The organism is Streptomyces sp. NPDC046349 (assembly GCF_055587885.1).
Map to the genome: position 1 here is coordinate 15,609 of NZ_JBVJFK010000016.1, position 26,836 is coordinate 42,444.

Annotated in this window: 20 protein-coding genes and 1 pseudogene; 14 read left to right on the forward strand and 7 right to left on the reverse strand. The window is 73.1% G+C overall.

Annotated features, from left to right (window positions below):
• Positions 1-43: 43 nt before the first annotated feature.
• Both argB and ACZ6JS_RS31265 read left to right on the forward strand, forming a co-directional pair.
• Positions 44-1,000, forward strand: a complete 957-nt coding sequence (gene argB, locus ACZ6JS_RS31260; RefSeq protein WP_469303172.1) for an acetylglutamate kinase — start codon at positions 44-46, stop codon at positions 998-1,000.
• A gap of 489 nt (positions 1,001-1,489) precedes the next feature.
• On the forward strand, positions 1,490-3,739 hold the full coding sequence (locus ACZ6JS_RS31265; RefSeq protein ID WP_469302961.1) for an MMPL family transporter: 2,250 nt from the start codon (positions 1,490-1,492) through the stop codon (positions 3,737-3,739).
• Between the two features lie 77 nt (positions 3,740-3,816).
• On the opposite strand, the gene ACZ6JS_RS31270 is transcribed toward ACZ6JS_RS31265, so the two are convergent.
• A complete protein-coding gene (locus ACZ6JS_RS31270; protein WP_469302963.1) occupies positions 3,817-4,269 on the reverse strand; it encodes an Lrp/AsnC family transcriptional regulator in 453 nt (150 codons plus the stop codon).
• Positions 4,270-4,391: 122 nt separating this feature from the next.
• Here ACZ6JS_RS31270 and ACZ6JS_RS31275 point away from each other — a divergent pair, with 122 nt between their 5' ends.
• Positions 4,392-5,393 (forward strand): asparaginase, encoded by a 1,002-nt coding sequence (locus ACZ6JS_RS31275; protein WP_469302964.1) that lies wholly within the window; start codon positions 4,392-4,394, stop codon positions 5,391-5,393.
• A 70-nt stretch (positions 5,394-5,463) separates the two neighbouring features.
• Positions 5,464-8,757 carry an NACHT domain-containing protein gene (locus tag ACZ6JS_RS31280; RefSeq protein ID WP_469302966.1) on the forward strand — a complete coding sequence of 1,098 codons (3,294 nt, stop codon included), beginning with the start codon at positions 5,464-5,466 and terminating at the stop codon, positions 8,755-8,757.
• A 38-nt stretch (positions 8,758-8,795) separates the two neighbouring features.
• Here the strand turns inward: ACZ6JS_RS31280 and meaB are convergent, their stop codons facing one another.
• The 3 genes from meaB to ACZ6JS_RS31295 are packed head-to-tail and all read right to left on the reverse strand — an operon-like array spanning position 8,796 to position 13,835.
• A complete protein-coding gene (gene meaB, locus ACZ6JS_RS31285; RefSeq protein WP_469302968.1) occupies positions 8,796-9,776 on the reverse strand; it encodes a methylmalonyl Co-A mutase-associated GTPase MeaB in 981 nt (326 codons plus the stop codon).
• A gap of 10 nt (positions 9,777-9,786) precedes the next feature.
• On the reverse strand, positions 9,787-11,973 hold the full coding sequence (scpA, locus tag ACZ6JS_RS31290) for a methylmalonyl-CoA mutase (protein ID WP_469302969.1): 2,187 nt from the start codon (positions 11,971-11,973) through the stop codon (positions 9,787-9,789).
• On the reverse strand, positions 11,970-13,835 hold the full coding sequence (locus tag ACZ6JS_RS31295) for a methylmalonyl-CoA mutase family protein (RefSeq protein WP_469302971.1): 1,866 nt from the start codon (positions 13,833-13,835) through the stop codon (positions 11,970-11,972). Before ACZ6JS_RS31295 ends, scpA begins: the two co-directional genes overlap by 4 nt.
• Positions 13,836-15,708: 1,873 nt before the next feature.
• Here ACZ6JS_RS31295 and ACZ6JS_RS31300 point away from each other — a divergent pair.
• The 6 genes from ACZ6JS_RS31300 to ACZ6JS_RS31325 all read left to right on the forward strand — a co-directional run bounded on the left by ACZ6JS_RS31300 (position 15,709) and on the right by ACZ6JS_RS31325 (position 21,705).
• Positions 15,709-16,680: a TauD/TfdA dioxygenase family protein gene (locus ACZ6JS_RS31300; protein ID WP_469302973.1), complete on the forward strand. Its 972-nt coding sequence runs from the start codon at positions 15,709-15,711 to the stop codon at positions 16,678-16,680.
• 51 nt (positions 16,681-16,731) lie between these two features.
• Positions 16,732-17,388 carry an NADPH-dependent FMN reductase gene (ssuE, locus tag ACZ6JS_RS31305; RefSeq protein WP_469302974.1) on the forward strand — a complete coding sequence of 219 codons (657 nt, stop codon included), beginning with the start codon at positions 16,732-16,734 and terminating at the stop codon, positions 17,386-17,388.
• A gap of 42 nt (positions 17,389-17,430) precedes the next feature.
• Positions 17,431-18,474, forward strand: coding sequence for an ABC transporter substrate-binding protein (locus tag ACZ6JS_RS31310; RefSeq protein WP_469302976.1), 1,044 nt, complete (start codon positions 17,431-17,433; stop codon positions 18,472-18,474).
• Positions 18,475-18,482: 8 nt separating this feature from the next.
• The gene (locus ACZ6JS_RS31315; RefSeq protein ID WP_469302978.1) at positions 18,483-19,367 is read left to right on the forward strand and encodes an ABC transporter ATP-binding protein; all 885 of its coding nucleotides are present in this window, start codon (positions 18,483-18,485) and stop codon (positions 19,365-19,367) included.
• Positions 19,364-20,278, forward strand: a complete 915-nt coding sequence (locus tag ACZ6JS_RS31320) for an ABC transporter permease (RefSeq protein ID WP_469302980.1) — start codon at positions 19,364-19,366, stop codon at positions 20,276-20,278. Before ACZ6JS_RS31315 ends, ACZ6JS_RS31320 begins: the two co-directional genes overlap by 4 nt.
• Before the next feature lie 95 nt (positions 20,279-20,373).
• Complete coding sequence (locus ACZ6JS_RS31325) at positions 20,374-21,705, forward strand: LLM class flavin-dependent oxidoreductase (protein ID WP_469302981.1); 1,332 nt, start codon at positions 20,374-20,376, stop codon at positions 21,703-21,705.
• A gap of 469 nt (positions 21,706-22,174) precedes the next feature.
• Here ACZ6JS_RS31325 and ACZ6JS_RS31330 read toward each other — a convergent pair whose 3' ends face one another.
• From ACZ6JS_RS31330 to ACZ6JS_RS31340, 3 genes and pseudogenes are all read right to left on the reverse strand, one after another.
• Positions 22,175-22,465, reverse strand: coding sequence for a zinc-binding dehydrogenase (locus ACZ6JS_RS31330; protein ID WP_469302983.1), 291 nt, complete (start codon positions 22,463-22,465; stop codon positions 22,175-22,177).
• A gap of 83 nt (positions 22,466-22,548) precedes the next feature.
• Positions 22,549-22,626: pseudogene (locus ACZ6JS_RS31335) on the reverse strand (hypothetical protein); the annotation flags it as partial.
• Between the two features lie 89 nt (positions 22,627-22,715).
• Positions 22,716-23,435, reverse strand: a complete 720-nt coding sequence (locus tag ACZ6JS_RS31340; RefSeq protein ID WP_469302985.1) for a DUF2470 domain-containing protein — start codon at positions 23,433-23,435, stop codon at positions 22,716-22,718.
• A 157-nt stretch (positions 23,436-23,592) separates the two neighbouring features.
• Between ACZ6JS_RS31340 and ACZ6JS_RS31345 the strand changes: the two genes are divergently transcribed.
• The 4 genes from ACZ6JS_RS31345 (at position 23,593) to ACZ6JS_RS31360 (ending at position 26,820) form a co-directional block, all read left to right on the forward strand.
• Positions 23,593-23,988 (forward strand): cell division protein SepF, encoded by a 396-nt coding sequence (locus tag ACZ6JS_RS31345; protein ID WP_030651331.1) that lies wholly within the window; start codon positions 23,593-23,595, stop codon positions 23,986-23,988.
• 493 nt (positions 23,989-24,481) lie between these two features.
• A complete protein-coding gene (locus tag ACZ6JS_RS31350) occupies positions 24,482-25,822 on the forward strand; it encodes an AAA family ATPase (protein WP_469303175.1) in 1,341 nt (446 codons plus the stop codon).
• On the forward strand, positions 25,819-26,211 hold the full coding sequence (locus ACZ6JS_RS31355) for a nucleotide pyrophosphohydrolase (RefSeq protein WP_469302987.1): 393 nt from the start codon (positions 25,819-25,821) through the stop codon (positions 26,209-26,211). The genes ACZ6JS_RS31350 and ACZ6JS_RS31355 overlap by 4 nt, the downstream gene beginning before the upstream one ends.
• 123 nt (positions 26,212-26,334) lie before the next feature.
• Positions 26,335-26,820: a DUF6099 family protein gene (locus ACZ6JS_RS31360; RefSeq protein ID WP_469302988.1), complete on the forward strand. Its 486-nt coding sequence runs from the start codon at positions 26,335-26,337 to the stop codon at positions 26,818-26,820.
• The last annotated feature ends 16 nt before the right edge of the window (positions 26,821-26,836 follow it).

Below are 26,836 nucleotides of genomic sequence, written 5' to 3' on the forward strand. Positions count from 1 at the left end.
CGCGGCCGGCCGTTCTCTTCCCCCTGCGCACGAGGTTCTCACGATGCCCAGCCGGTGGTCCGCCCTGGAGAAGGCGCGGTCCGTCTGCGAGGCGCTGCCCTGGCTGACCCGCCACCAGAACCGCACCGTCGTCATCAAGCTGGGCGGGCACGCCATGGTCGACGAGCAGCTGACCGCCGCCTTCGCCCGCGACGTCGTCTTCCTGCGCTACGCCGGGCTGCGGCCCGTGGTCGTCCACGGCGGCGGCCCGCAGATCGGAGCGGAGCTCGAACGGCGCGGCCTGGCGAGCGAGTTCAAGGCGGGCCTGCGGGTCACCTCCGCTCCCGCGATGGACGTGGTCCGGATGGTGCTCGCCGGGCAGGTCCAGCGTGAGCTCGTCGGACTGATCAACGCGAACGGTCCGCTGGCCGTCGGAATGACCGGCGAGGACGCGGACACCCTCACCGCGGTCCGGCACGTCCCGTGGGTCGACGGCGAACCGGTCGACATCGGCCGGGTCGGCGACATCACCCGGGTGGACACCGGAGCCATTGAGGCACTGCTCGCGGACGGCCGCATTCCGGTCGTCTCCTCCGTCGCCCGCAGCGCCGAGGACGGCCACGTCTACAACGTCAACGCCGATACGGCGGCCGCCGCGTTGGCCACCGCGCTGCGCGCGCAGGCGCTCGTGATGCTCACCGACGTCGAGGGTCTGTACGCGGGATGGCCGGCCGGCGGGGAAGTCATCGCCCGGCTCACTGCCCGCGAGCTGGAGAAGCTGCTGCCGGAGCTCGCCGACGGGATGGTTCCCAAGATGACCGGCTGCCTGCACGCCGTGCGGGGCGGCGTCGGCACCGCGCGCGTGATCGACGGACGGGTCCCCCACGCGGTCCTGCTGGAGATGTTCACGGACGAGGGCGTGGGCACGGTGATCGTGCCGGACCCGGATCCGGATCCGAGGCCGGAGGCGGACCCGGGGCCGGGCAGGGCGGATCCGGGCCGGGCGGAGGTACGGCCGTGAGCGGGACGGCCGCTGGGGTCCGGTCAGCCGTCGGCCATGATGGCGCCACTGTGATGCCGTGTGGCCTCACGCGGCATCACCCCGCAGGGCATCGTCCCGCTATGGGGAGCGGCCGATATCAATTCCCCTGCGCAGCACCGGCGGTAAGCGGAATACGGTCCGTCAGCGGCCTCGACCGCCCAGGTCGGCGGTGCCGGCGCAGCGGCGCCGAGCACCCCGTGCGGCAGTCGAACAACCGACTTCTTTCGGCCGCTTCCGCCAAGTGGCTCAGATGTGGCGCGACAGTGGCGCCATGCGTGTGCCATGATGGCGTCACGGAGCTGGCGCCGATCGGTCCCGGCAACGCGTTCGATCCCGCCTTCACGGACTTCGCCTTCACCGGCCCGACCCGGGTCCGGGGCCAGGCCCGCGGCCGGCTGTGCCGGCCGCCCCGACCCGACCGGAATCACCCCGCTCGTACCACCGATTCAAACAGGAGTTCTTTTCGTTATGGCCACCTTCCTTTATAAAGTGGGACGATTCGCCTTCCGGCGACGCGGTCTGGTCGCACTGTTGTGGGTCGCCGTTCTGGTCGGGGTCGGTTTCGCCGCCTCCACCGCGCCGGCTCCGCCCGCCGATACGTTCTCGATGCCGGGTACGGAGTCCCAGAAGGCCTTCGACCTGCTGAAGGAAAAGTTCCCGGCCATGAGCGTGGACGGGGCCACCGCCCGCGTGGTGGTCCGTACGCCGGGCGGCGAGAAGCTCTCCGACCCCGCCCAGAAGGCCAAGGTCGAGACCCTCGTCGGGGCCCTCGCCAAGGCGCCGGACGTGGTCTCCGCCTCCGACCCCTTCACGACCAACGCCCTCAGCCAGGACGGCACCACGGCCTACGCCGTCGCCACCTACAAGCTGACCGCGCTCAAGCTGGGCGACGAGGCCCACGACGGCCTCGACAAGGCGCTCGCCGACGCCCGCGCCACCGGTCTCGTGGTCGAGGCCGGCGGCGACGCCGTCAAGGTCGACGGGGCACCGGGCGGCGGCGCCGAAGGCATCGGCATCCTCGTCTCCGCGATCGTCCTGGTCCTCACCTTCGGCTCGATGATCGCCGCGGGCATGCCGCTGCTCACGGCCATCCTCGGCGTGGCCATCGGCGGCGCGGCCATCACCGCGCTCGGCAGCACCCTCGGCCTGTCCAGCACGACGTCCACCCTCGCGCTGATGATCGGCCTCGCGGTCGGCATCGACTACGCCCTCTTCATCGTCTCCCGCTACCGCTCCGAGATGGCCGAAGGCCGTGAGCGCCAGGACGCCGCGGGCCGGGCCGTGGGCACGGCCGGCTCCGCCGTCGTCTTCGCCGGCCTCACCGTCATCGTCGCCCTCGCCGGCCTCACCGTGGTGAACATCCCGATGCTCACCAAGATGGGCCTCGCCGCCGCCGGCACCGTAGCCGTCGCGGTCCTCATCGCGGTCACCTTCGTCCCGGCCCTTCTCGGCTTCGCGCCGGTCAAGGTCATGCCCCGCCGGGACCGCAAGCAGTACAGCGGCAAGCCCCTGACCGAGCGCCAGCAGCGCAAGGCCGACAAGCGCGCCGCCAAGGGCCCGAAGCCGAACCTGGGCACCCGCTGGGCGCGGTTCGTCGTCCGCCGCCCGCTCGTCGTCCTCCTCTTCGGCGTCGTCGGCCTCGGCGCCGTCGCGGTGCCGGCAGCGAGCCTCCAGCTCGGCCTGCCCGGCGAGGGCACCATGGCGCCGGAGACCACCCAGCGCAAGGCCTACGACATGCTGTCCGAGTCCTTCGGGGCCGGGTTCAACGGGCCGCTGATGGTCACCGTCCAGGCCAAGGACGCGGCGACCGCCGCCGCCGGGGTGGGCAAGGAGCTCGCCAAGATCGAAGGCGTCGCCACGGTCACCCCCGCCACGCCCAACGACAAGGGCGACACCGCGGTCCTCACCGTCATCCCCAAGACCGGACCCACCGAGACCGAGACCGAGGAGCTCGTCGGCCACATCCGGGGCGCCGCGGGCACCCTGGGGGCGGGCAACGGCGGCGCCGAGATCCTGGTGACCGGCCAGACCGCCCTGTTCATCGACTTCTCCCGGACCCTCGACGACGCGATGCTGCCCTACCTGGGCCTGGTCGTCGGACTCGCCTTCCTCCTGCTCGTCCTCGTCTTCCGCTCGCTGCTCGTCCCGCTCAAGGCGGCCCTCGGCTTCCTGCTCTCCGTGAGCGCGGCCCTCGGCGCGGTCGTGGCCGTCTTCCAGTGGGGCTGGCTCGGGGACTTCTTCGGCGTCGAGCAGCCCGGCCCGATCATGAGCACGCTGCCGATCTTCATGATCGGTGTGGTGTTCGGCCTCGCGATGGACTACGAGGTCTTCCTCGTGACCCGGATGCGGGAGGCCCACGTCCACGGGGCGCAGCCCAAGGACGCGGTGGTCACCGGATTCCGCTACGGCGGCCGGGTGGTCGGCGCCGCCGCGATCATCATGGTCAGCGTCTTCTCCGGCTTCATCATGGAGGACAACGTCTTCGTCAAGATGGTCGGCTTCAGCCTCGCCATCGCCGTCCTCTTCGACGCCTTCGTGGTCCGCATGGCCCTCGTCCCCGCCCTGTTCGCCCTGCTCGGCCGGTCGGCCTGGTGGCTGCCCCGCTGGCTCGACCGGATGCTGCCCAACATGGACGTCGAGGGCGAGAAGCTGAGCCGCACCGCTCCCGCCGTGCCCGCCCAGCAGCACCGCGAGCATGAGGCCGGCGCCCTGCGCTGACCCCCGCCGCACGACTCGAACGCCCGTACCCGGCGACCGCCGGGTGCGGGCGTTCGGCGCTCCGGCGGCCCGGCCGGTCAGGTGACGGGCAGTCCGGTCGGCTCCTTGATGCGCTTCATGATGATCTGCGAGTTGACCTCGGTGATGCCGGTGAGGGCGGTCAGCTTCTCGATCCACAGCCGCTCGTACGCGCGCAGGTCGGCGACGGCGATCCGCAGCAGACAGCCGGGGCTCCCGAAGAGCCGGTAGGCCTCGATGACGTCCGGGATGTTCTGGAGGGCCGCCTCGAAGGCCTCGACCGCCTCGCGGTCGCGGCGCACCTCCACCGAGACGAGCACCTCGAAGCCGCGCTCCACGGCCTCGGGGTCGATCACGGCGCGATAGCCCTGGATCACCCCGTCCTGCTCCAGCTGACGCACCCGGCGCATGCAGGGCGACGGGGTCAGCCCCACCCGCTGGGCCAGCTCCTGGTTGCTCAGCCGCCCGTCGGCCTGGAGCTCGCGCAAGATATCGCGGTCAATGGCGTCCATGGCGCAATTATCACCCACTCCCTCTCGTCAGCACCGGCGGAAGTCGCAAGCATATTGCGCCCGGATCGCTCTATCATTGCTGCTTTGAGTACATATGTGCGAGTGAAGGGTGGCCACGCAGCATGGGACGGATCGTCGTCATCAGCACCGGCGGCACGATAGCCAGCCGCTGGCAGGGCTCCGGATTCGCGGCGGACGCCGACGGCAACGAGGTCATCGCCACGGCCCCCCTGCCCGAGGGCATGACCGTCGAGGTCGTCGACCTGTTCAGCGTGAACAGCCCCCGCCTCACCACGGCCCACCAGCTCACCCTCCTGCGCACCGTGCACGAGGTGCTCGCCGACCCCGGCGTCGACGGCATCGTCGTCACCCACGGCACCGACACCCTGGAGGAGTCGGCGTTCCTCGTCGACCTCCACCACCACGACCCGCGCCCCGTGGTCTTCACCGGCTCGCAGCGGCCCATGGGCACCGCCGACGGCGACGGACCGGGCAACCTGTACGACGCACTGCTCACCGCGGCCACCACCCGCGGGCTCGGCGTCCTGGTCGCCTTCGCCGGACGCGTGCACGCCGCCCGCGGCACCGTGAAGACGCAGGCCGTGGACCTGGACGCGTTCGCCGACCCCTCCAGGGAACTGCTCGGGAAGATCGGCTTCGGCAAGGTCACGGTCCTGCGCAACCCGCAGCGCCCGGCCGCGCTCCGGCTGCCCGCGATGCCCGAACTCCCGCCGCGCGTGGACGTGGTGATGCACCACGCCGACGCCGACCCGGTGCTGCTGAACGCCTCCGTCGAGGCCGGCGCCCGAGGCATCGTCCTCGTCGGGACCGGCGCGGGCAACGCCACCCCGGAGATCGTCGAAGCGGTCCGGGCCGCCGTCGAGCGCGGGGTGCTGGTCGCCCTGACCACCCGGGTCATGGCCGGGCCGGTCACCGAGATCTATACGCACGGCGGCGCGGTGGACCTCGTCGCCGCCGGCGCCGTCCCCGCGGGCACCCTCCGCGCCGGCCAGGCCCGCATCGCCGTCCTCGCCGCCCTCCTCGCCACCGGGGACACCGCGGAACAGGCCCGCATCCTCCGCGAGTCCCTGACCCCGCAGAGCCCGGTACTCGTCGAGGCGTAGCCGCCGCCACGGTGGCCGGGCCCCGCGCACTAGGATCCGCAGCAACGGTCGTGACGCTGCAGGGGGTTGCATGGAGCCCGGCATCATCGGTACCCGACTGGCCTCGGCGGTCATCGGGCCCCTGATCAAGAAGTTGTTCGTCGCCGAGGGCGTCGGCGCGGCCCTGGTCGACAGGCCGGTCCGGATCTCGGGCTATGTGTCCTTCAAGGGCGAGAAGCGCTCGCTGACGGACTCCGACCTCCACAACCTTGCCGCCAAGCTCGTGAAACAGGCGCTCCGTACCGGTGAGCGCCCGGTCGCCGCGGACGAGGAACCGGCGGTCGTCGACGCCCTCGCGAGCACCCTGCACGCCCTCGGCGACCTCACCATGACCGATGTGGACGCCGTCCGGCTCGGCTCCGCCGACTTCGCCCGGGAGCTGCGCAAGGCCGCCGGCCGGCCGGAGAAGCACCTGACCGCCGACGCCACGCACTTCTACGAACGGCTGCTCGAGGCCGCCTGTGTGCACGTCCTGCAGTTCTTCACGCAGCGCTCCACGTTCGTCGCGCACGCCCTGGTCCAGCAGACCCGCGGCCTCGCCGAGCTGACCGCCAAGGTCGACGAGCTGATCCGCCGCGACCCGCTGCCCGGCGCGGAGGACACCGCGTTCGAGCAGCTGTACCTGCCGTACGTGGCCAAGAAGCACGCCAAACTGACGATCTACGGGATCGACCTGGGCAACTCGCCCGCGCGGTGGCCGCTGGACGCCGCGTACCTGAGCCTGGAGGCCACCTCGCTGCCACCGGGCCGGCCGTTACGGCGGAAAACACGCGAACGGAAGACCGAAGGGCCCCCCGCAGCCCACATCCCGGCCCCCGATCCGAGCCGGGCCCCGGCCGTCGGGAACGCGCTCACGCAGTGGCTCACCGGAGCCCCGCAGTACGCGCAGCCGGCCGACCGGGCACTGGCAGGCAGCCCGCGCGTCCTCCTGCGGGGCGAAGCCGGCTCCGGCAAGACCACGCTCGTCCAGTGGCTGGCCGTCACCGCCGCCCGCCAGGACCTCACCCCGCAGATGGAATACCTCGACGACCGCGTCCCCTTCGTCCTGCCGCTGCGCACGCTCACCCGGCACGGACAACGGCTGCCGACACCCGGGGACTTCCTGACCGCAGCCGGCTGCCCGCTCGGGGACGCCCAGCCCGACGGCTGGGCCCACCGCGTCCTCGCGGCGGGGCGCGGCCTCGTCCTCGTCGACGGCATGGACGAGATCCCCGACGCGGAACGGGGGCGCACCCGCACGTGGCTGCGGGACCTCATGGACACCTACGGCGTGGACAACCGATGGCTCGTCACCTCCCGCCCCTCCGCGGTCGGCGCGGACTGGCTCGCCGAAGAGGACTTCACCGAGCTGACCCTGTCCGCGATGGGCCGGGCGGAGGTCGCCACGTTCATCAGGCGGTGGCACACCGCGGCCCGCGACGGCGGCGACGCGGACACCGACCTCCAGGAGTACGAGGCCCAGCTCCTCACCGCCGTACGGGCCAAGGCCGACCTCGGCCGCCTGGCCACCAACCCCCTGATGTGCGGACTGATCTGCGCCCTCCACCGCGACCGGCACGGCTACCTACCGCACGGCCGCAAGGACCTCTACGAGGCCGCCCTCTCGATGCTGCTGAGCCGCCGCGACCGCGAACGCGACATGCCGGTCCCGGACCTGCGGGAGGAGCCGCAGCTCGACCTGTTGCAGCGCCTCGCCTACTGGCTGATCAAGAACGGCCGTACGGAGATGGACCGTTCCCGGGCCGAAGACATCCTCGGCCGGGCCCTGCCCATGGTCCCGGAAGTCGCCGCCCTGGGCGACGCGCCCGTCGTCTTCGAGCACTTCCTCCAGCGCAGCGGACTCCTGCGCGAACCGGGTCCCGCCACGGTGGAGTTCGTCCACCGCACCTTCCAGGACTTCCTCGGCGCTCGGGCGGCGGTCGAGGAGGGCGACTTCGGCCTCCTCGTCGGCCACGCGGACGACGATCAGTGGGAGGACGTCATCCGGATGGCCGTCGCCCTCGCCCGCCCCGCCGAACGCGTCACCCTCATCCGCGCCCTCCTCGCCCGCGGCGAGAACTCCTCCGACAAGCGCATCCGCGCCCGTATCTACCTGCTCGCCGCGGCCTGCCTCGAACACGCCACGACCCTCGACCCCGACGTACGGGCGGCCGTGGAAGCACGCACCGCCACCCTCATCCCTCCGGCGAACGCCGAGGAGGCCCGAGCCCTGGCGAAGGTCGGCCCGCTCGTCCTGGGCCTGCTCCCCGGGCCGGAGAAGCTGGACGACATGGACGCCTACCACGTGGTGATCGCCGCCTCCCGGGTCGGATCGGACTCCGCAGTGTCCTGTCTCGCGCAGTTCGCCGCACACCCCTGGCCACCGGTCCGCTCCGAGCTCCTCCTGGCCTGGCCGCGCTTCGACAGCGCCGACTACGCCGACGAGGTCGTCGCGCACCTGGATCCCGCGGGCCTGCAGTACACCGTCCGGTCCGAGGAGCAGTTGGGCCAGCTGGAACGCCTCGCCGTCCGGCCGGAGGGCCTGATCGCCAGGGGCGGCGTGTCGCCGGAGGCCCTGGCGGCGTACCTCGGCCGGCACAGCCTCCGGGCGATCACGTTCGCCGGCGTCACACTGGCGGGTCTGGAATGCCTGCGCGGACAGTCCGCCCTGCACACGCTCGAGATCGACGGCTGCCCGGACCTGACGGACCTGTCAGCGATCGGCGGTCTGCCGATCCGCCGCCTGGTCATCACGACGAACCGGCCGGACCTCGACCTGCACGCCGTCGCACAGCTGGGGCAGCTGGAAGTGCTGACCGTCAACGGGCCCGCCGGCCTGAGCTGGTCCACGCGGTCGCTGCCCACGAGCGCCCCGCTCCAGGGGCTGCTGGTGCGCGGCGAGACGAGCCCCGCGCACGGACTCGACGGGCTCGGTTCGCTCCCCGCGCTCGCGAGCCTCGTGCTGAACGCCGAGTCCAGCCCCGCCTCGGCCGCCGACTGGCAGGAGATCCGGGCCCTGCACCGCCTCGACAGCCTCAGGGTGTCCGCCGCCTCGATCGGGGCCATGCCGGCGGGCATGACGCTCCCGGGGGTGACGGGTCTCACCCTCGACGGCGGTTGCGGGGAGAGGGTCCTTCGGATGGTGATCCGGCGGCTGCCCCTGGCGTTCCCCGGGCTCGGCGAATGCCGCTTCCTGGGGAAGTTCACGGCGGAGGGCGACCTCGGCATCGACATCGGGCCGATGGCCGCACTCCCCTACCTGAAGGAGATCCACGTCCTCGCGGGCCGTGGCCGGGTCCGGGGCGGCGAGCGGCTGCCGTCGTCCACGGAGGTGTTCTGCGAGTGACCGGGCGGCCCGCCGGGAGGCCGCCCGGTCCGCCGGTGTCAGCCGCCGAACGCCGACAGGATGCGGTCCGCCGCCGAGGTCGGAGTGAGCGAGCCCGCCCGGACCGCGGCCTCCAGGTCCGGCGCGAGCTCCCGTACGGCCGGGTTCGCACGGAGCCGTTCGAGCAGCTCGTCGCGGACCATCGACCAGGTCCACTCCACCTGCTGCGCCGCCCGCTTCGCCGCCAGTCGGCCGCCCGCGTCCAGCAGGGTCCGGTGCTGCTCCAGGCGGTTCCACACCTCGTCCAGGCCCGTCGACTCCCGGGCGCTGCACGTCAGGACCGGCGGCGTCCAGGCCGCGTCCACCGGGTGCATCAGCCGCAGCGCGCCCGACAGTTCCCGCGCGGCGGCCTTCGCGTCCCGCTCGTGCGGGCCGTCCGCCTTGTTCACCGCCAGGATGTCGGCCAGCTCCAGGACACCCTTCTTGATGCCCTGCAGCTGGTCGCCCGTACGGGCCAGGGACAGCAGGAGGAAGGAGTCGACCATCCCCGCCACCGTGGTCTCCGACTGGCCCACGCCGACCGTCTCGACGAGGACCACGTCGTAGCCCGCGGCCTCCATCACGATCATCGACTCGCGGGTGGCCTTGGCGACCCCGCCCAGCGTCCCCGCCGACGGCGACGGCCGAACGAACGCCGCCGGGTCCACCGACAGGCGCTCCATCCGGGTCTTGTCACCCAGGATGGAGCCACCCGTGCGCGTCGACGACGGGTCCACCGCGAGCACCGCCACCCGGTGCCCGAGCCCCGTCAGCATCGTGCCGAAGGCGTCGATGAAGGTGGACTTGCCCACCCCGGGCACACCGCTGATGCCGATCCGGCGCGCCCGGCCCGAGTGCGGCAGCAGCTCGGTCAACAGGCCCTGCGCGAGCGCCCGGTGCGCGGGCAGGGTGGACTCGACGAGGGTGATCGCACGCGCGATGAACGCGCGCTTCCCGTCGAGCACCCCCTTCGCGTACGCCTCGATGTCGATCTTCGGCACCGGCGCCCGCCTACAGCTCGTGGCCCAGGTCCGCGGCCAGCCGCGTCACCAGGTCGTGGGCCGCGTCCGGGATGACCGTTCCGGGCGGGAACACCGCGGTGGCGCCCATCTCCAGCAGCGTCGGGACATCCGCCGGCGGGATCACCCCACCCACGACGATCATGATGTCCTCGCGGCCCTCCTCCGCCAGCTGCTCGCGCAGCGCCGGTACGAGGGTCAGGTGACCGGCCGCCAGCGACGACACGCCCACCACGTGGACGTCCGCCTCGACGGCCTGACGGGCCACCTCCGCCGGGGTCTGGAACAGCGGACCGACGTCCACGTCGAAGCCCAGGTCGGCGAAGGCGGTCGCGATCACCTTCTGGCCGCGGTCGTGCCCGTCCTGGCCCATCTTCGCGACCAGGATGCGCGGACGCCGCCCCTCCGCCTCCTCGAACCGGTCCACCAGCGCACGGGTGCGCTCCACCGACGGGGACTCGCCCGCTTCGTTTCGGTACACGCCCGCGATCGTACGGATCTGGCTCGCGTGCCGCCCGTACACCTTCTCCAGCGCGTCCGAGATCTCGCCCACGGTCGCCTTGGCGCGCGCCGCGTCCACCGCGAGGGCCAGCAGGTTGCCGTCGCCGCGCTCCGCCGCGTTCGTCAGCGCCCGCAGCGTGTCCTGGGTGACCGCCTCGTCGCGCTCCTCGCGCAGCCGCCGCAGCTTGGCGATCTGCTGGGCGCGCACCGAGGAGTTGTCGACCTTCAGGACCTCGATGGCCTCGTCGCTGTCCACGCGGTACTTGTTGACGCCGATCACCGGCTGGCGGCCCGAGTCGATCCGCGCCTGCGTACGCGCCGCGGCCTCCTCCACGCGCAGCTTCGGGATGCCCGCGTCGATGGCCTGCGCCATGCCGCCGGCCGCCTCGACCTCCTCGATGTGCTGCCAGGCCCGCCGCGCCAGGTCGTACGTCAGCTTCTCGACGTACGCGCTGCCGCCCCAGGGGTCGATCGACCGGCAGGTCCCCGACTCCTGCTGGAGCAGCAGCTGGGTGTTGCGGGCGATCCGCGCCGAGAAGTCCGTGGGCAGCGCGAGGGCCTCGTCGAGGGCGTTGGTGTGCAGCGACTGGGTGTGGCCCTGGGTCGCCGCCATCGCCTCGATGCATGTGCGCGTCACATTGTTGAAGACGTCCTGCGCCGTCAGCGACCAGCCCGACGTCTGCGAATGCGTGCGCAGCGACAGCGACTTGGCGTTCTTCGGGTCGAACTGCTTGACCAGCTTCGCCCACAGCAGGCGCGCCGCGCGCAGCTTCGCGACCTCCATGAAGAAGTTCATGCCGATCGCCCAGAAGAACGACAGGCGCGGTGCGAACGCGTCCACGTCCAGCCCCACCGCCTGTCCCGCCCGCAGGTACTCCACACCGTCCGCGAGGGTGTACGCCAGCTCCAGGTCGGCCGTGGCACCGGCCTCCTGGATGTGGTAGCCGGAGATGGAGATCGAGTTGTACCGCGGCATCTTCTGCGAGGTGAACGCGAAGATGTCGGAGATGATCCGCATCGAGGGCTTGGGCGGGTAGATGTAGGTGTTGCGGACCATGAACTCCTTGAGGATGTCGTTCTGGATGGTCCCGGCGAGCTTGTCGGGGGAGACGCCCTGCTCCTCCGCCGCCACGATGTACAGCGCGAGGACGGGCAGCACCGCGCCGTTCATCGTCATCGACACCGACATCCTGTCCAGCGGGATCCCGTCGAACAGCTGCCGCATGTCGTAGATCGAGTCGATCGCCACGCCCGCCATGCCGACGTCGCCGGTCACGCGCGGGTGGTCGCTGTCGTAGCCGCGGTGCGTGGGCAGGTCGAAGGCCACCGACAGGCCCTTCTGGCCGGACGCCAGGTTGCGCCGGTAGAAGGCGTTCGACTCCTCGGCCGTGGAGAAGCCGGCGTACTGCCGGATCGTCCAGGGCTGGTTGACGTACATCGTCGGGTACGGGCCGCGCAGGTACGGCGCCACGCCCGGGTACGTCCGCAGGAAGTCCAGGCCCTCCACGTCCCGTCCGGTGTAGAGCGGCTTGACGCCGATGCCCTCGGGCGTCTCCCACAGCAGGTCGGCGGCCGCGGTGCCGGTGGACTCCTTCACCGAGGAGCGCCACTGCTCCTCGGTGACCCCGGAGGCGGCGGCGGGACCGAGCGCCAGCTCGGAGAAATCGGGGATGCTCATGCGGGCACTCCCATCCGGTCGAGTACGGAGGACAGCACGGCGACGGCGTCACAGCCGGCGAAGACGTACTCGTCCACGGAAGCCTCTGCGGTGCCCGGCCGCCCGGCGAGGAAGACGGTCGTGGCGCCCGCCGCACGCAGGGCCTCGGCCACCGCCGCGGCCTGCTCCTCGTACAGCGCGTCGCTGGAGCAGAGCACGGCCATGCCGTCGGCGCCGCTCGCGGCGTACGCCGCGGCGGCCGTCGCCGGGTCCACCGACACCGGGTCGTGCACGGACTCGATCCCGCCCGCCTGGAACAGGTTCGAGGCGAAGGTGGCGCGCGCGGTGTGCGCGGCCGCCGGGCCCAGCGCGGCGAGGAAGATCCTCGGCCGGGAACCCGTCGCCGCCAGGTGCGCGTCGCTGCGGGCCCGCAGGGCCTCGTACGCCTCGTCGCGCCGCACGCGCGGCAGCCCGCCGGTGGGAGCCGCGGGCGCGGGCTCGCGGACGACCGGCTTCTCCGAGAGCAGCGGGAACTCGCTGACGCCGGTGATCGGTTCGCGCCGCTTGGCCAGCTTCTTGGAACGCTCCGCCCAGGTGGCGGCGAGCCGTTCGGCGACCAGCCCGGAGCGCAGGGCGGCGGCCAGACCCCCGGCCTTCTCCACCTCCCGGAAGAACTCCCATGCCGCGTGGGCGAGTTCGTCGGTGAGGCGCTCGACGTAGTAGGAGCCGCCGGCCGGATCGATCACCCGGGCCAGGTGCGACTCCTCCAGCAGGATGGTGGAGGTGTTGCGGGCGATGCGGCGCGCGAACGCGTCGGGCAGGCCCAGTTCGTTGTCGAAGGGGAGCACGGTGACCGAGTCGGCGCCGCCGACACCCGCGGCCATGCAGGCCACGGTGGTGCGCAGCATGTTCACCCACGGGTCGCGGCGGGTCATCATCACCGGCGAGGTGACGGCGTGCTGCACCTGGGCACCCGCCTCCGGGGCCCCCGAGGCCTCGGCGATCCGGGCCCACAGCCGGCGCGCGGCACGCAACTTGGCGATGGTGAGGAACTGGTCCGCGGTCGCGGCGTACCGGAACTCGAGCTGCCCGAGCGCGGCGTCGACGCTCAGCCCACCTGCGGAGAGGGCGCGCAGGTAGGCGACGCCGGCGGCCAGCGACAGCCCCAGCTCCTCGGCGGCGCTGCCGCCGGCCTCGTGGTAGGGCAGGGCGTCAACGGTCAGGGCCCGCACCCCCGGCAGGCCGGCGGCGGCCTCCCGGGCCAGCTCCACGGCGGCGGCCGGGTCCAGCGCCTCGCCGGTCCGCGCCTCGTGGCCCAGCGGGTCGGCGCCCAGGCAGGCCCGCACGGCCTCCGGAGCCACCGAGCGCTCGGCGAACAGGTCCAGCAGGGCGCGGGCGGCCCCGGCGTATTCGGCACCGGCGTCCAGGGTGATCGGGGCGAGGTCCAGGTAGACGCCGTCCAGGGCCCGGGCGAGGCCGTCGACCGGGATGCCGCCGCTGCCCACGGTGAGCCAGAGGGAGGTGACCCCGTTCTCCAGGTCGGCGAGGGCCGCCTCGTTCAGGCGCTGCGGATCGTGACCCGCGAGGCGCTGGCGCACGTCCCAGCCGTTCGCGGTGGTGCCTTCCGGCCTGCCTCCGCGGACGAAGGGGGCGAAGCCGGGAAAACCGGTGTCGGGCACCGTCCCGTCGGACGGCGCGGTGTACAGCGGGCGGGTGGTGAGCCCGTCCTCGAGTGGGGTGGACAGCGCATCTTCTGCGGCCTCGCCGGATGCTTCCTTGCCCGACTTGCGCAGTACGCCTTCTACAAGGCGCTGCCACTGCTCATGCGTCGCGTCAGGGAACTCGGCGGCCAGGGAGAGCCCGTCGTCAGGCAGGACCGTCATGGCTCGAATGTAGGGGAGCGCGCTCAGGTGGCACCATACCGACGGGTGTGATCTCCCCCTCTCGGAGCTTCCCGAGAGCGTCCTGGAACACCCGGCTGAGCAGCACGGTTGCGGCGGCCTCCGCGAGCACGGCCGGACCCCCGTGCGGGACCGCGATCCGTTCGGGACCGTCGCAGACGTGCGAGAGCTCCATCGCGGCGACCCGGAGCTCCTCCCTGGCGGCCCTCGTGCAGGAGCCTCGCCGGCTCGGTCACGACCATGACCGCCGGATTGAAGACATCCGACAGAAGGGCCGCCGCACGGCCCACCGCGCGGGGCGTCACGCGGTCACCTCGGGGGCGGGGTGCGCCCCCCGGTGATGCCGGTTCTCCCGCGGCGGGCTCGACGGGCCCGGTTGCGCGGGTCGGGGCCCGAAACGGTACGTGTCCGGAGGCGGCCCGGGCCCCTGCGCCGGGGCCGAAGGCCGGCGTACGTCCGGTATGCGGGCCCTGCGGTGCGGATCCCGGCGAACGCGTGGCGGCCGCATTGCGGCACCGTGAAATCCGGCCACGGTTTTCGGCCGCCGGGGCGGGGTGGCGGATGGGGCGGCATACGAGGGAAAGAGCAGGTCGGGGCAGGTGGACGGGGTGGGCGCGGGGGCCGGCGAGGCAGCCGCCGGGTGGCCGCGGACGGGGGTTGACCCCGGTCCGGGGCGCTGACACGCTCCGGGACATGACCGCGAACGAACTCCTCGCCCCGCGGCTCCGCACCCCCGGCCCCTGCACCGCGCCGGGTCAGTGTCCGGGCCGCTGTCCGGCCCCCTGTCGCCCCTGACACCTCCGCCGCCGGGCACCACCGCCAAGGGCTGTCGTCCCCGGCGGGCGCACCGGCAGCCACGGCGCCTCGCTGCGCTGTCGGAACGCCCGGACGCGCCCGGTACGAGGACGCTCCTCCGCCGTGCGACGCACCTCATCCGACGCCGCGCGCTGATCCGGGGGATTACGGGACAGCCCTCAGCCTCGACCTGTGGCGGACGGCGGAACGCGGCCGCGATCCGGCCCGGCCGGATCGATGCCCGGTGCCTCGCACTCCCCTGATCCCCATCTGACCGCCCCGACAGTTCGCCGGCTGCGAAGGACCGGCGGGTGCCAGTGGCCGGTCCGGTGGTCCGCAGGCCGGCGGGTCACGTCCGACCGGCCCCGTCCGCCCCCGGCTGTCGGCTGTTCGAACTGCCGGTCCGGTGGTTCGTGGGCCGGTGAGCCCTGGACCCGGCGTCCAGGGCTCACCGGGCCGACGGCCCGAGATGGCCTGCGGTCCGGGACTCGCAGACCGGGCTGACCCTGCCCAAACGCTCCGCGGGCCCGGCCCACCAGCGCCGCGGGCCGGTGGCCCGGCCGTTCACGGCCGACAGGTCGGCCGGGTCACGACCCGGCGGATCTGCTCGGACGGAGGCCGGTGGGGCCGCCGGTTCGCCGGACCGAGGGCCCTCCGCGACCTCGGTCCGACGCCCGGCCCCCGGCCCGCACGCGTCACCTGCCCCACCCGCACCCTCCCCGAACCGCAACCGTCTCGAACCCGCCCCGTAGCAGCAGGGCACCCCTCCCGCATCCGCCCACACCGAAACCGGTCCCCGCGGCGAAGCCCGCACCCGTGAAGCCGTCGTCCCGCAGCCGCCGCCCCACCGAACCCGCCCCCGCGCATCCGCACGCCACCGAGGGCCCGTACCCCGTTGCACGCGCGGCATCAGCCGCACAGGACCCACCCGCACGAACCCGCCGCAGCCGCACCCGCACCGGCCGGCTCAGCGGCGCGGAACGGTTCGTCCGGTCCTTCATCGCTCCATTTCCTCCGCCGCGCAACAACTCCCGCAGCCACACTCATTCCAGGAGTCACCATGGCCACTGCCACCCACACCGACCCCCGCACCCACGCCGGCACCGCCCTCACCGTCACCAGGATCGGCGGCCGCATCGGTGCCGAGATCGGCGGCATCCGGCTCGGCGGCGACCTGCCCGAGGCCGAGGCCGCCGCCATCCGCGCCGCCCTCCTCGCCCACAAGGTCGTCTTCTTCCGCGGCCAGGGGCACCTCGACGACGCCTCCCACGAAGCCTTCGCCGCGCTGCTCGGCGCTCCGGTCGCGCACCCCACCGTCCCCTCCGCGGACGGCCGTTACGCCCTCGGCATCGACTCCCACCACGGCGCCCGCGCCAACCAGTGGCACACGGACGTCACCTTCGTCCCCGCCTACCCCGCCTTCTCCATCCTCCGCGCCGTGACCATCCCCCCGTACGGTGGCGACACCCTCTGGGCCAACACGGCCACCGCCTACACCCACCTCCCCGAGCCGCTGCGCGCTCTCGCCGACGGTCTGCGCGCCGTCCATTCCAACGAGTACGACTACGCCGCCCTGCGGCCCGACGCCCTGCCCGAGGCCCTGGCCCAGTACCGCGAGGTGTTCACCTCCACCAAGTTCCTCACCGAGCACCCGGTGGTCCGCGTCCACCCCGAGACCCGCGAACGCACCCTCCTGCTCGGCAACTTCGTCCAGCGGATCCAGGGCCTCACCGGCCGCGACTCCCGCGCGCTGCTCGACCTCTTCCAGGCCCACATCGAGAGCCCCGAGAACACCGTCCGCTGGCAGTGGCAGCCCGGCGACGTCGCGATCTGGGACAACCGCGCCACCCAGCACTACGGCGTGAACGACTCCGACGACCACGAGCGCACGCTGCGCCGCGTCACCGTCGACGGCGACGTCCCGGTCGGCCCCGACGGAGCCCCGTCCCGCCTGCTCGGCCCGCAGACCGTCCCGGCCCCGGCCTTCGGTATCGCCTCGGGCGCCTCCACCTCGGACGCCCCCGCCGCCTGATCAGGCAGAGGCCTGATCCCGCAGAGACCGTACGCCGCCCAAGGAGCCCCCGTGCCCAAGCTGCTCGCCCTCACCGGCAGCCCCTCCGCCCACTCCCGCACCGACGTCGTCGCCGACCTCGCCCTGCGCCACCTGACCGGCTCCCACCCCGGCTTCGAGACCGCCCGCCTCGCCGTGCGCGAGCTCCCCGCCGCGGACCTGCTCGCCGCCCGCCGCGGCGAGCCCGATATCCGCCGCGCCCTCGAAGCCGTCGCCGAGGCCGACGGCCTCATCATCGCGACCCCGGTCTACAAGGCCTCGTACACGGGCCTGCTCAAGGCCTTCCTCGACCTGTTGCCGCAGGACGGCCTCGCCGGCAAAACGGTTCTTCCGCTCGCCACCGGCGGCAGCCTCGCCCACGTCCTGACCATCGACTACGCGCTGCGTCCCGTGCTCGCAGCCCTCGGCGCCCGGCACGCCTCTGCCGGCCGGTTCGTCCTGGACTCCACCGTCGAGCGCGGCTCCGGTCCCGACCGGCTGCGGCCCGAGGCGGAGCTGGACCTCCTCCAGGCCGTCGACGAGTTCGCGGACGCCCTGCGCGTCGCCGGCCGCCCCCCGACCGCCGCCATTCCTCTGACCCCCGCCACCGGGCCGAAGGCGGCCGACGCGCCGAACGCGGCCGACGCGCCGAACGCGGCCGAGGCTCTCACCCCCACCGCCGCCCCGTAGGTCCTCCCCGCCCCGTGCGACCCGTACCGACAAGGATCCGTCATGCCCGCAGCCCTCACCTCTACCACCACCTCCCGTCGCCAGTTCCTGACCCTGCTCGGCATCTCGGCGGCCGCGGTGAGCTGCGGCACGGCCACCGCCGGCGGCGGACCCGGCTCCGGTGAGGCCGGCCAGGTCACCACCCTCAAGTACCAGGGCAGCGTGGGAGCCGTCACGCTCCCCGAACTCGCCGCCGACCTCGGCTACCTCGGCGACGTCAAGCTGGAGTGGATCGGCAACACCATCAGCGGCCCGCAGGACATCCAGTCCGCCGCCACCGGCCAGATCCACTTCGGCGGTGCCTTCAACGGCGCCGTGGTCAAACTGGCCGCCGGCAAGGCACCGATCACCTCCGTCATCTCCTACTACGGCTCCGACCAGCACTCCTACAGCGGTTACTACGTCCTCGAGGACAGCCCCATCCGGACCGCCCGCGACCTGATCGGCAAGAAGGTCGGCATGAACACCCTGGGCGCACACGCCCAGGCCATGCTGGAGATCTACCTGCGGCGCAACGGGGTGTCGAAGACGGACTCGGCCAAGGTCGAATCCCTGGTGGTACCCCCGGTCAACACCGAACAGGTCCTGCGGCAGAAGCAGATCGACGTCGCCGTGCTCGGCGGGGTGCTGCGCGACAAGGCCCTCGCCGCCGGCGGGATCCGCCCGCTCTTCACCGACTTCGAACTGCTCGGCCCCTTCAGCGCGGGCAGCTACGTGATGACGAAGCGCTTCATCAAGGAGAACCCCGACACCGTCCGGGCCTTCGTCACCGGAGTGGGCAAGGCCATCGAGTGGTCCCGCGCCACCCCGCACGAGCAGGTCGTCGCCCGGATGACGGAGATCGTCACCAAGCGCGGCCGCAACGAGGACACCGCCACCCTCAAGTACTGGCGCTCGTACGGCGTCGCGGAGGCCGGCGGCCGGATATCCGACAAGGAGTTCCAGGTCTGGCTGGACTGGCTCGCCGAACGCGGCGACATCGAAGAGGGCCGGCTGAAGGCGACCGACCTCTACACCAACGAGTTCAACGGAAACGGGACGGGGTGACGACGGGCATGGCGAAGATCGTGTTCGAGGGCGTCCGCAAGACCTTCGGGGACTTCACGGCCCTCGACGGCATCGATCTGGAGATCCGCAGCGGTGAGTTCCTCGTGGTCGTCGGCCCCAGCGGCTGCGGCAAGTCCACCCTCCTGGACCTCCTCGGGGGCCTGTCCACCCCGACGGCCGGCCGGATCCTGCTCGACGGCAAGCCGGTCACCGGGCCGGGCCTCGACCGGGGCATCGTCTTCCAGCAGTACGCGCTGCTGCCGTGGCGCACGGCGCTCGGCAACGTCGAGTTCGGTCTGGAGGCCACCGGCGTCCCGCGCCGCGAGCGCAAGGACCGGGCGCGGGAGTTCCTCGACCTCGTCGGCCTGACCGGCTTCGAGGACCGGCACCCGCACCAGCTCTCCGGTGGCATGCGCCAGCGCGTGGCCATCGCCCGCTCGCTGGCGTACGACCCCGACGTGCTGCTGATGGACGAGCCGTTCGCCGCCCTCGACGCCCAGACCCGCGAATCCCTCCAGGACGAGCTGCGCCGCATCTGGCAGCGCACCGGCAAGACCGTCGTCTTCATCACGCACGGCATCGAGGAGGCCGTGTACCTCGGCCAGAGGGTGGCCGTCATGACCTCCCGGCCGGGGCGGATCAAGGAGATCGTCCCCGTCGCCTTCGGTGAACGCCCGGACATCGGCACCGGAACCGAAACCGGAACCGGAAGGAGAAGCGCCACCGGAAACGGCAGCGCCACCGGCAGCGGCCCGGTGTCCGCCCACGGCCCGCAGGGCGAGGACCTGCGTTCACGTCCGGAGTTCGCCCGCTACCGCCACGAGATCTGGACCCTCCTCCACGACGAGGTGGCCCGCGCCCGGCAACTGGAGAAGGAGGAGGCATCCGTATGACCACCGGAACCGACACCACAGCCACCGCCACCGCCGTGCTGCCCGCGGCGCCGGCCCCCACCGAGGAGGAACGGGGCTCCGCGCCCCCGCCGCGTCCGGTGCCCGACGCCCGGCACGCAGCACGCCCCGCCCGGCAGCCCTTCCGGGCACTGGCACGCCGGCTGCGGGCCGCCGCCCTGCGGTCGGTGGCGATCCTCGCACTGCTCGGGCTGTGGGAGGCCGCGCCCCGGCTCGGCCTGGCCGACCCCACCTTCCTGCCGCCGGCCAGCGAGGTGGCCGCCGCCTGGTGGGAGCTTCTGGGCAACGGCCAGCTCGGCCGGCACACCTGGGCCAGCCTGGTCCGCTCCTTCGGCGGCTTCGGCATCGCCGTCGCCGTGGCCGTCCCGCTGGGGCTGCTCATCGGCTGGTACCGGCCCGTCGCCGCCCTGCTCGGCCCGCTGCTGGAGGTGTTCCGCAACACCGCCGCGCTGGCCCTGCTGCCGGTCTTCGTGCTCCTGCTCGGCATCGGCGAGACATCGAAGGTGTCCATCGTCGTCTACGCCTGCGTCTGGCCGATCCTGCTGAACACCATCAGCGCCGTCGGCAACGCCGACCCCACCCTCGTCCGGCTGGCCCGCTCCATGGACCTGTCCACCCCCAGGCTCTTCCAGAAGGTGATCCTGCCGGCGTCCGTACCGGCCGTCTTCACCGGCATCCGGCTCGCCGGCGCCGTCTCCATCCTCGTCCTCGTGGCCGCCGAGATGATCGGCGCGAAGGCGGGCCTGGGCTACCTGATCAACGCCTCGCAGTTCAACTTCGCGATACCGCAGATGTACGCGGGCATCGTCACCATCTCCGCCATCGGCGTGGCCTTCAACCAGCTGCTGATCACGATCGAACGCCGTCTGAGCACCTGGCGCGTCCCCTCCTGACGCCCCGCCCCGTCCGGGCGGCCCGGACCCCGCCCGGGCAGACCGGCACCCTCCCCGCCCCGCCCCGCTCCACGACCAGACCACGAGGACCCGCCATGACCGCTCCCCGGACCCTGCACCTCAACGCCTTCCTCATGAACGCCGGTCATCACGACGCCGCCTGGCGCCACCCCGCCAGCCGCCCCGAACGCGTCACCGACCTGAAGTACTTCCAGGAGCTGGCCCGCACCGCCGAGCGCGGCCGGCTCGACTCCATCTTCTTCGCCGACGGTCTCGCCCTCTGGGGCAAGGCCCGCTACAACGCCCTCGGCGGGTTCGAGCCGCTCACCCTGCTCTCCGCCATCGCCGCCGTCACCGAACACATCGGCCTCATCGCCACCGTGTCCACGACCTTCAACGAACCCTTCAACCTGGCGCGCAAGTTCGCCTCCCTCGACCACATCAGCGGCGGCCGGGCCGGCTGGAACATCGTCACCTCCGGCACCCTCGACGAGGCGCGCAACTTCAACCGGGACGAGCACCTGGAACACGGCCTCCGCTACGACCGGGCCCGTGAGTTCCTCGACGTCGCCACCAAGCTCTGGGACAGCTGGGAGGACGACGCGATCGTCCTCGACAAGGAAGCCGGCATCTACGCCGACACCGGCAAGCTGCACCCCGCCGCGCACCGCGGCGAGTACTTCGGCGTCGCCGGCCCGCTCAACGTCCCACGCTCCCCGCAGGGTTACCCGCTGCTCGTGCAGGCGGGCTCCTCCGAGTCCGGGAAGGAGTTCGCCGCCCAGTACGCCGAGGCCGTCTTCACCGCCCAGCAGACCCTCGCCGACGGCCAGACCTTCTACAAGGACCTCAAGTCCCGTCTGGCCAGATACGGCCGTGCCGAGGACGACCTGCTCGTGCTGCCCGGCATCGCCCCCGTCATCGGCTCCACCGAGGCCGAGGCGAAGGCCCTGGAGCAGGAACTCACCGACCTCCAGGTGCCGGAGTACGGTCTCGCCCAGCTGTCCGGCATGCTCGGCGTGGACCTCACCGGTCTGCCCCTCGACGGCCCGCTGCCCGACCTGCCCGAGGAGCAGGACATCAACGGCAACAAGAGCCGCTTCACGCTCGTCGCCGAACTCGCCCGCCGTGACGGCCTCAATCTGCGCGAGCTGATCGCCCGCCTCGGGGCCGGCCGGGGCCACCGTGTCTTCGCCGGCACCCCCGAGCAGATCGCCGACCAGCTGGAGCAGTGGTTCACACAGGGCGCCGCCGACGGCTTCAACATCATGGCGCCCGTGCTGCCCGCCGGCCTGACCGACTTCGTCGACCAGGTGGTGCCGGTCCTCCAGCGCCGCGGACTCTTCCGCACCGAGTACACCGGCCGCACCCTGCGCGAGAACTACGGCCTGCCCCGCCCCGCCAACCGGTACGCCGTGGCGGCCTCATGACGGAACCCGCCACCGCCGTCGTGGTCGTCGGCGGCGGACCAGGCGGGGGCCGCGTCATCCCGGCCGGCAGGGGCCCACTGCGGCAGGAGCCGTGCGACGGCCGAGGACGGCACCTACGCCGGTACGTCCCGCCCGTCCCGCCTGTCCCGCCCGTCCCGCCTGTCCCGCCCGTCCCGCCCGTCCCGTCCGTCCCGTCCGTCCCGGCGCCCGCGCGGCCGGCTGCCCGGTGGACGCGCTGTTCGCGGCGCAGCCGACCGGGCCCCTGCCCGGCGAGCCGGCCGTACGCGGCGAGGCGGCGGCGTCCGCAGGGGGCGCTGGGCAGCCACCGGGGAGACGTCGGCGGGGGTGAGGGGCGCACGCCCGGCGTGCTGCCGGCGATCGGCCCGCCGCCGGGACCGACGGCGGCCCCGATCGCCTCCTGAGCACGCGCGTGCCGCGCAGTTCGCTGCTCCGGCGGCACGCGGCCTGGTCAGACCGTCAGGACGATCTTGCCGCGGGTGCGTCCCGCGGCGCTCAGCTCCCAGGCCTTGGCCGCCTCGGCCAGCGGCAGCGCGTGTTCCACGTTCACCGTGAGCTTGCCCGTGTCCGCCAGCTCCGCGAGGAAGGCCAGGTCGGCGGGGTCCGGGCGCACCCACAGCTGGTGGGCGCCCTTCGCGGCGGCCTCGTTGTCGGCGATGGACACCACCCGGTCGCGCTGCCGGACCAGCGACTGGAGGGTCTCGATGACGCCGTCCCCGTAGAAGTCCGGGCCCGCGTCCACGCCGTCGGGCGCGAACTCGCGGACCCATTGCGGACGTAGCCGTACACCTCGTCGCCCACGCCGAAGTCGAAGGTGTCGGGGCCGACCGCCTCCACGACACCGGCCATGTCCCAGCCGGGTATGACGGGGTGGCGGACTTCGAGGATGGGGGTGGGGTCCAGGTAGCCGGCGGCGAGCTGCCGGTCGGCCGGGTTGACCCCCCTTCACGGTCGGCCCCAACGCGGCGCCCGCTCCCGCTATTGCGGACCGTTCAGGCGGGCAGCGTGTTGCGGTGCGAGCGCCTGCGCGCCGCGCTGAACAGCGCCTGGATCTGGGCGCCCGACTGCTCGACGTCGTCGAGGGGCGAGGGGAAGGGCAACCGCACATCGCGATGGCCGCGCCGCTCCTCGAGCCGCAGGGTGATCCCGTAGCGGTCCATGGCGAGCGGCAGAGCGCGCACGACCGCCGCGGTGGGCTGCGGCCGCACCAGGCGCAACAGGAGTGTGACGAGGTCGTGGTGGTCGTCGAGGAGGTGTGTGAGCATGCCCGCCTCGTACGCGGCGAGCGGGTCGGGGTCGGCCTCGTCCAGTTCCTCCAGGCCTGCATACGCGATGCCCTCGGCGGTCTCGAGCTCGGCCCGCTCGAACTCCATGCAGGTGGAGTCGGCGCCGGACTCGGCGGACAGTTCCGAGTAGGGGGTGAGCAGCCGCCCCAGCACGGTGACGCGGGCGCGCACCCGGTCGCGTACGGGCGTGGGTGCGACGTCGGTGAACTCCAGCCGGATCGCGGGACGGTGCTCGGCGTGGCCGCCGGGTTCGGCGGGGTGCAGGTGCAGCCGGCCCATGGGGTCGCCGCCGTCGAGGTGGCGGACTTCGGAGCGCAGCCCGTCGGTGACCACCGTCATGGAGTGGGCGGCGGCCAGGATCGACCGGATCCGCTCGGCCGCGGTGGGCAGGGCGGCCGAGGTTGCGGGGTCACCGAACAGGCGCATGCGGATCTCTCCATCGTCCGAGTGGGTTAGGTATGCCTAACCTAACTCATCCTGGTTCCGGAGAGTACCCGGCGCGGTTCGTGTCGTTGTTGGGCTGAACGGGTGAAACACGAGAGGATGGGGGGATGCACATGAAGCGCGCGGCCGAGGCGGCCCGGTGAGCAGGTACGACGTCACCGACGAACAGTGGGAGGGGCTCGCGCAGGTGGTACCCCTGCGCAGCCGCAACGAATGGCCCTCCCGGGTGGACCACCGCACGATTCCCAAGTCGCCGGGGGCGACGGCGGCGGAGCAGCGGCGCTTCGTGGTGATCAGAGTCCAGATCTTCGCGGACGCCCGGGAGGTTGCCGAGTACCTGATCGCGCAGATCCCGGTACTGCTCGACCTCACCGGTGCGGACAGCGAAGTGGCCAAGCGGATCCTCGACTTCAGCAGCGGGGTGGTGTTCGGGCTGGGCAGCGGGATGCACCGGGTGGACCGGAACGTCTTCCTGCTCGCGCCCGTGGGGACCGAGGTCGAGGGGATCGCGGCCGCGGCCGTCCCCCGATCGTAGGAAGGTCCGTACGAAGGAACGGTTCGCCGGGGCCGCGGGGGGCGCCGCGGCCCGTACCGTCCGGCGCATGGACGCCACCGCCGTCGCGTTAGGCGACGCCCCTACCGATTCCCCCCAGGCCGGACCGGCCGACGGGCCCTCCGGCGGACCGCCGGCCCGGGGGGTGCCCGCACCGCCGGGCGCACGGATCGCCTCCGCAGCTCCCGTGCCCGCCGATCCCGTGGCGGCGCTGCCCCGGGAGCCCGGCCGCCCGGCTTCGTCGCAGGCCGCGGTGGCGTCCGGGTCTCCCGCTGCGCCGAGCACACCGGTCGCCCAGACGGCCGGGGCGGGGCCTGATCCCGACGTGGCGGCGCCCGGACCCCCGGGCCCGGCGTCTCCTGTGGCGCCGTCCCTTTCCACGGGCGGCGCCCCGGCCGGCCGGGTACGGGCCGGGGGCCGGGCGGCCCCCGCATCCCTGCCCTGCGCGCAGCCGGAGTCCGCCGGGGCGGCCGTCATGGCCCCGGGGTCGCCGAAGGCTCCGGCGGAGCCGGACGTCTCCCGACGCAGGGTTTCGGACCGCCCCGCGCGGGCCGGCGCCGCGACGGTGTCCGCCGGCCCGGCTCCCGCCGCCGCTCCCTCGGTACCGGCCGCGACGGACCGTCACCCCGTCGTGCCGGCGCAGGCGTCGCACCGCGGGTCCGCCCGGCCCGTCGAGCTCGCGCCGCGACAGCCGCATGCGCGGCCCGTGATCACGGAACTGCGGCTGTCCGCCTTCGGGCGGCACCGCGGCGCAGCCTTCCCGATCGGGCCCGTCACCCTCTTCGCCGGGCCGAGCGGCAGCGGCAAGTCCCAGGTCCTGGCCGCCTACGAGGCCCTGGCCGGACTCGGCCGGGGCGCCACCCTCGAGGAGGCCTTCGCCGACCCCGGCGCCCGCATCCCCGAACGGGCCCTGCCCGACGCGCAGCGGCGGCGCGGGTTCCGCCTCGGCTGCACGGTCGACGGCCCCGCCGGACCGGTCCGGCTCGATCTCGCCGTCCAGGCCGAACCCGCCCTGCGGATCGCCGGCGAACGGCTGTCGCAGGACGGGCAGGTCCTGTTCGCCACCGCCCTGCGCGACCCCGGCCGGCGCTCTGTGCAGGCCGCCTGGCTGACCGGCGGGGCCGTCGGCGTCACCCGGGCTCCGCTGCCCGACGACCGCCTCGGCACCGCGCTGCTCCCGCTGCGGGTCGCGGGCTCCACGGCCGGCCAGCGGAAGGTGCTGACCGCCGCGGAGCAGGTGATCGTGGCCCTGCGCTCGGTGTTCTCCTGCGACCCCCGTCCGGACCGGATGCGTGCCCCCGTCCCGCAGGGCGAGGGCCGGCTGCTGGGCGACTGCGCCAACCTGGCCGACGTACTGCGCCGGACCCGCCACGAATGCGCAACCCGCCATGCGCTGCTGGCCGAGGCCGCCCGTACCGGCTGCGCGGGGCCCGTCGCCTCCCTGGACGTCAGGGCCTCGGCGGGCGGCGCCGTCACCGCGGTCCTGGACCGCGGACCCGGCCGGCCCGCCACGGAGCTGGGCCGGCTCGGCGCGGGCGAACTCCGCTTCCTGGCGCTGGCGCTGGTGCTGCTCACCGGGCCGGGGGTGCTGGACATGGACCCGGCCGCCGAACTGCTCTCCGCGCAGCAGGCGCTGACGGTGCTGGCCGACGGCCTCGATCGCGGCCTCGACGGGAGGCAGGGGGGCGAACTGCTGCGTCTGGCGCTGCTGTCCTGCGGCCGCGGCCACGTCCGGCTGCTGGCGGCCGTGGGGGAGGGGACCGCGGCCGCCGCCCGCCGCCTCGCGGGTGTGTCGGTGGTAGACCTGTCGTCATGAACGAGACGCAGGAGCCCCGGCAGCCCGAGCGGCGGCCCGAGGAGCGGCTGGACCTGCTGCAGCGCAGGCTCGCGCAGTTCGCGGCCGCGCGCGGCTGGGAGCCGTACCACACGCCCAAGAACCTGGCGGTCGCGCTGAGCGTGGAGGCGGCCGAACTGGTGGAGATCTTCCAGTGGCTGACACCGGAACAGTCGGCGAAGGTCATGGAGAAGCCTGAATCCGCCCACCGCGTGGCCGATGAGGTCGCCGACGTGCTCGCGTATCTGCTGCAGTTCTGTGAGGTTCTCGGGGTGGATGTGCTGGATGCGCTCGCCGCGAAGATCGAGAGGAATGAACTGCGCTTCCCCGTAAGGGGTGGTCCGACACCGAATCGTCACTCTTCGGAGTGATGGACTCCTCCACAATCACGATTCTGTCCACATTTTCCGAATACCCCTGGCTTTACTGACTCGTTGCCCTCACTCTGGGTAGTGGTGAGGATGGCGGGGTGTCGTGCGGACGGGGGACGGCATATGGATGCAGTACGGCTCATCGCGGCCGGCCGGCACGCTCTGGCACAGAGTGGGGCTGCGTGGGACATCGTGGGCGAGGCCTGGCAGGCCCAGGCGCTCGCGCAGGGGATCGGGAGCTGGCTGGCGGTCACCGGGCCGCCGGAGCTGAGATCGGAGGCACGGGGACTGGGGGAAGCGGGAGGCAGAGGATGCGGGGTACTGGACCGGGCGGCCCTGCGCGGCGAGGGCAGCGCGCCCGAGTACCCGCCGCGAGCCGCACAGCTGAGCGTGGTGGGGGATGTCCGTCAGGTGCTGCTCGGACTACAGGCGTTGCTGGGTGAGGTGGGGATAGCCCTGGTCGGGGTGGCCTGCGGCACGGACGACGAGGCCCTGTACTGGCAGTGCATAGAGTCGATCGACGCGGCTGACGAGTCGAGCGACCGGGTGCGGGCGATCCTGCGCCGGATGGCGGTGCGCGAGCGGGGCTCCGCCTCGGGCGTGGCCTGAGCCGGGCGCCCCGGCC

Coding starts and splice junctions, on each gene's coding strand:
- argB (WP_469303172.1), top strand. CDS start 44: ATGCCCAGCCGGTGGTCCGCCCTGGAGAAGGCGCGGTCCGTCTGCGAG.
- ACZ6JS_RS31265 (WP_469302961.1), top strand. CDS start 1,490: ATGGCCACCTTCCTTTATAAAGTGGGACGATTCGCCTTCCGGCGACGC.
- ACZ6JS_RS31270 (WP_469302963.1), bottom strand. CDS start 4,269: ATGGACGCCATTGACCGCGATATCTTGCGCGAGCTCCAGGCCGACGGG.
- ACZ6JS_RS31275 (WP_469302964.1), top strand. CDS start 4,392: ATGGGACGGATCGTCGTCATCAGCACCGGCGGCACGATAGCCAGCCGC.
- ACZ6JS_RS31280 (WP_469302966.1), top strand. CDS start 5,464: ATGGAGCCCGGCATCATCGGTACCCGACTGGCCTCGGCGGTCATCGGG.
- scpA (WP_469302969.1), bottom strand. CDS start 11,973: ATGAGCATCCCCGATTTCTCCGAGCTGGCGCTCGGTCCCGCCGCCGCC.
- ACZ6JS_RS31295 (WP_469302971.1), bottom strand. CDS start 13,835: ATGACGGTCCTGCCTGACGACGGGCTCTCCCTGGCCGCCGAGTTCCCT.
- ACZ6JS_RS31300 (WP_469302973.1), top strand. CDS start 15,709: ATGGCCACTGCCACCCACACCGACCCCCGCACCCACGCCGGCACCGCC.
- ACZ6JS_RS31310 (WP_469302976.1), top strand. CDS start 17,431: ATGCCCGCAGCCCTCACCTCTACCACCACCTCCCGTCGCCAGTTCCTG.
- ACZ6JS_RS31315 (WP_469302978.1), top strand. CDS start 18,483: ATGGCGAAGATCGTGTTCGAGGGCGTCCGCAAGACCTTCGGGGACTTC.
- ACZ6JS_RS31320 (WP_469302980.1), top strand. CDS start 19,364: ATGACCACCGGAACCGACACCACAGCCACCGCCACCGCCGTGCTGCCC.
- ACZ6JS_RS31325 (WP_469302981.1), top strand. CDS start 20,374: ATGACCGCTCCCCGGACCCTGCACCTCAACGCCTTCCTCATGAACGCC.
- ACZ6JS_RS31340 (WP_469302985.1), bottom strand. CDS start 23,435: ATGCGCCTGTTCGGTGACCCCGCAACCTCGGCCGCCCTGCCCACCGCG.
- ACZ6JS_RS31350 (WP_469303175.1), top strand. CDS start 24,482: ATGGCCCCGGGGTCGCCGAAGGCTCCGGCGGAGCCGGACGTCTCCCGA.
- ACZ6JS_RS31355 (WP_469302987.1), top strand. CDS start 25,819: ATGAACGAGACGCAGGAGCCCCGGCAGCCCGAGCGGCGGCCCGAGGAG.
- ACZ6JS_RS31360 (WP_469302988.1), top strand. CDS start 26,335: ATGGATGCAGTACGGCTCATCGCGGCCGGCCGGCACGCTCTGGCACAG.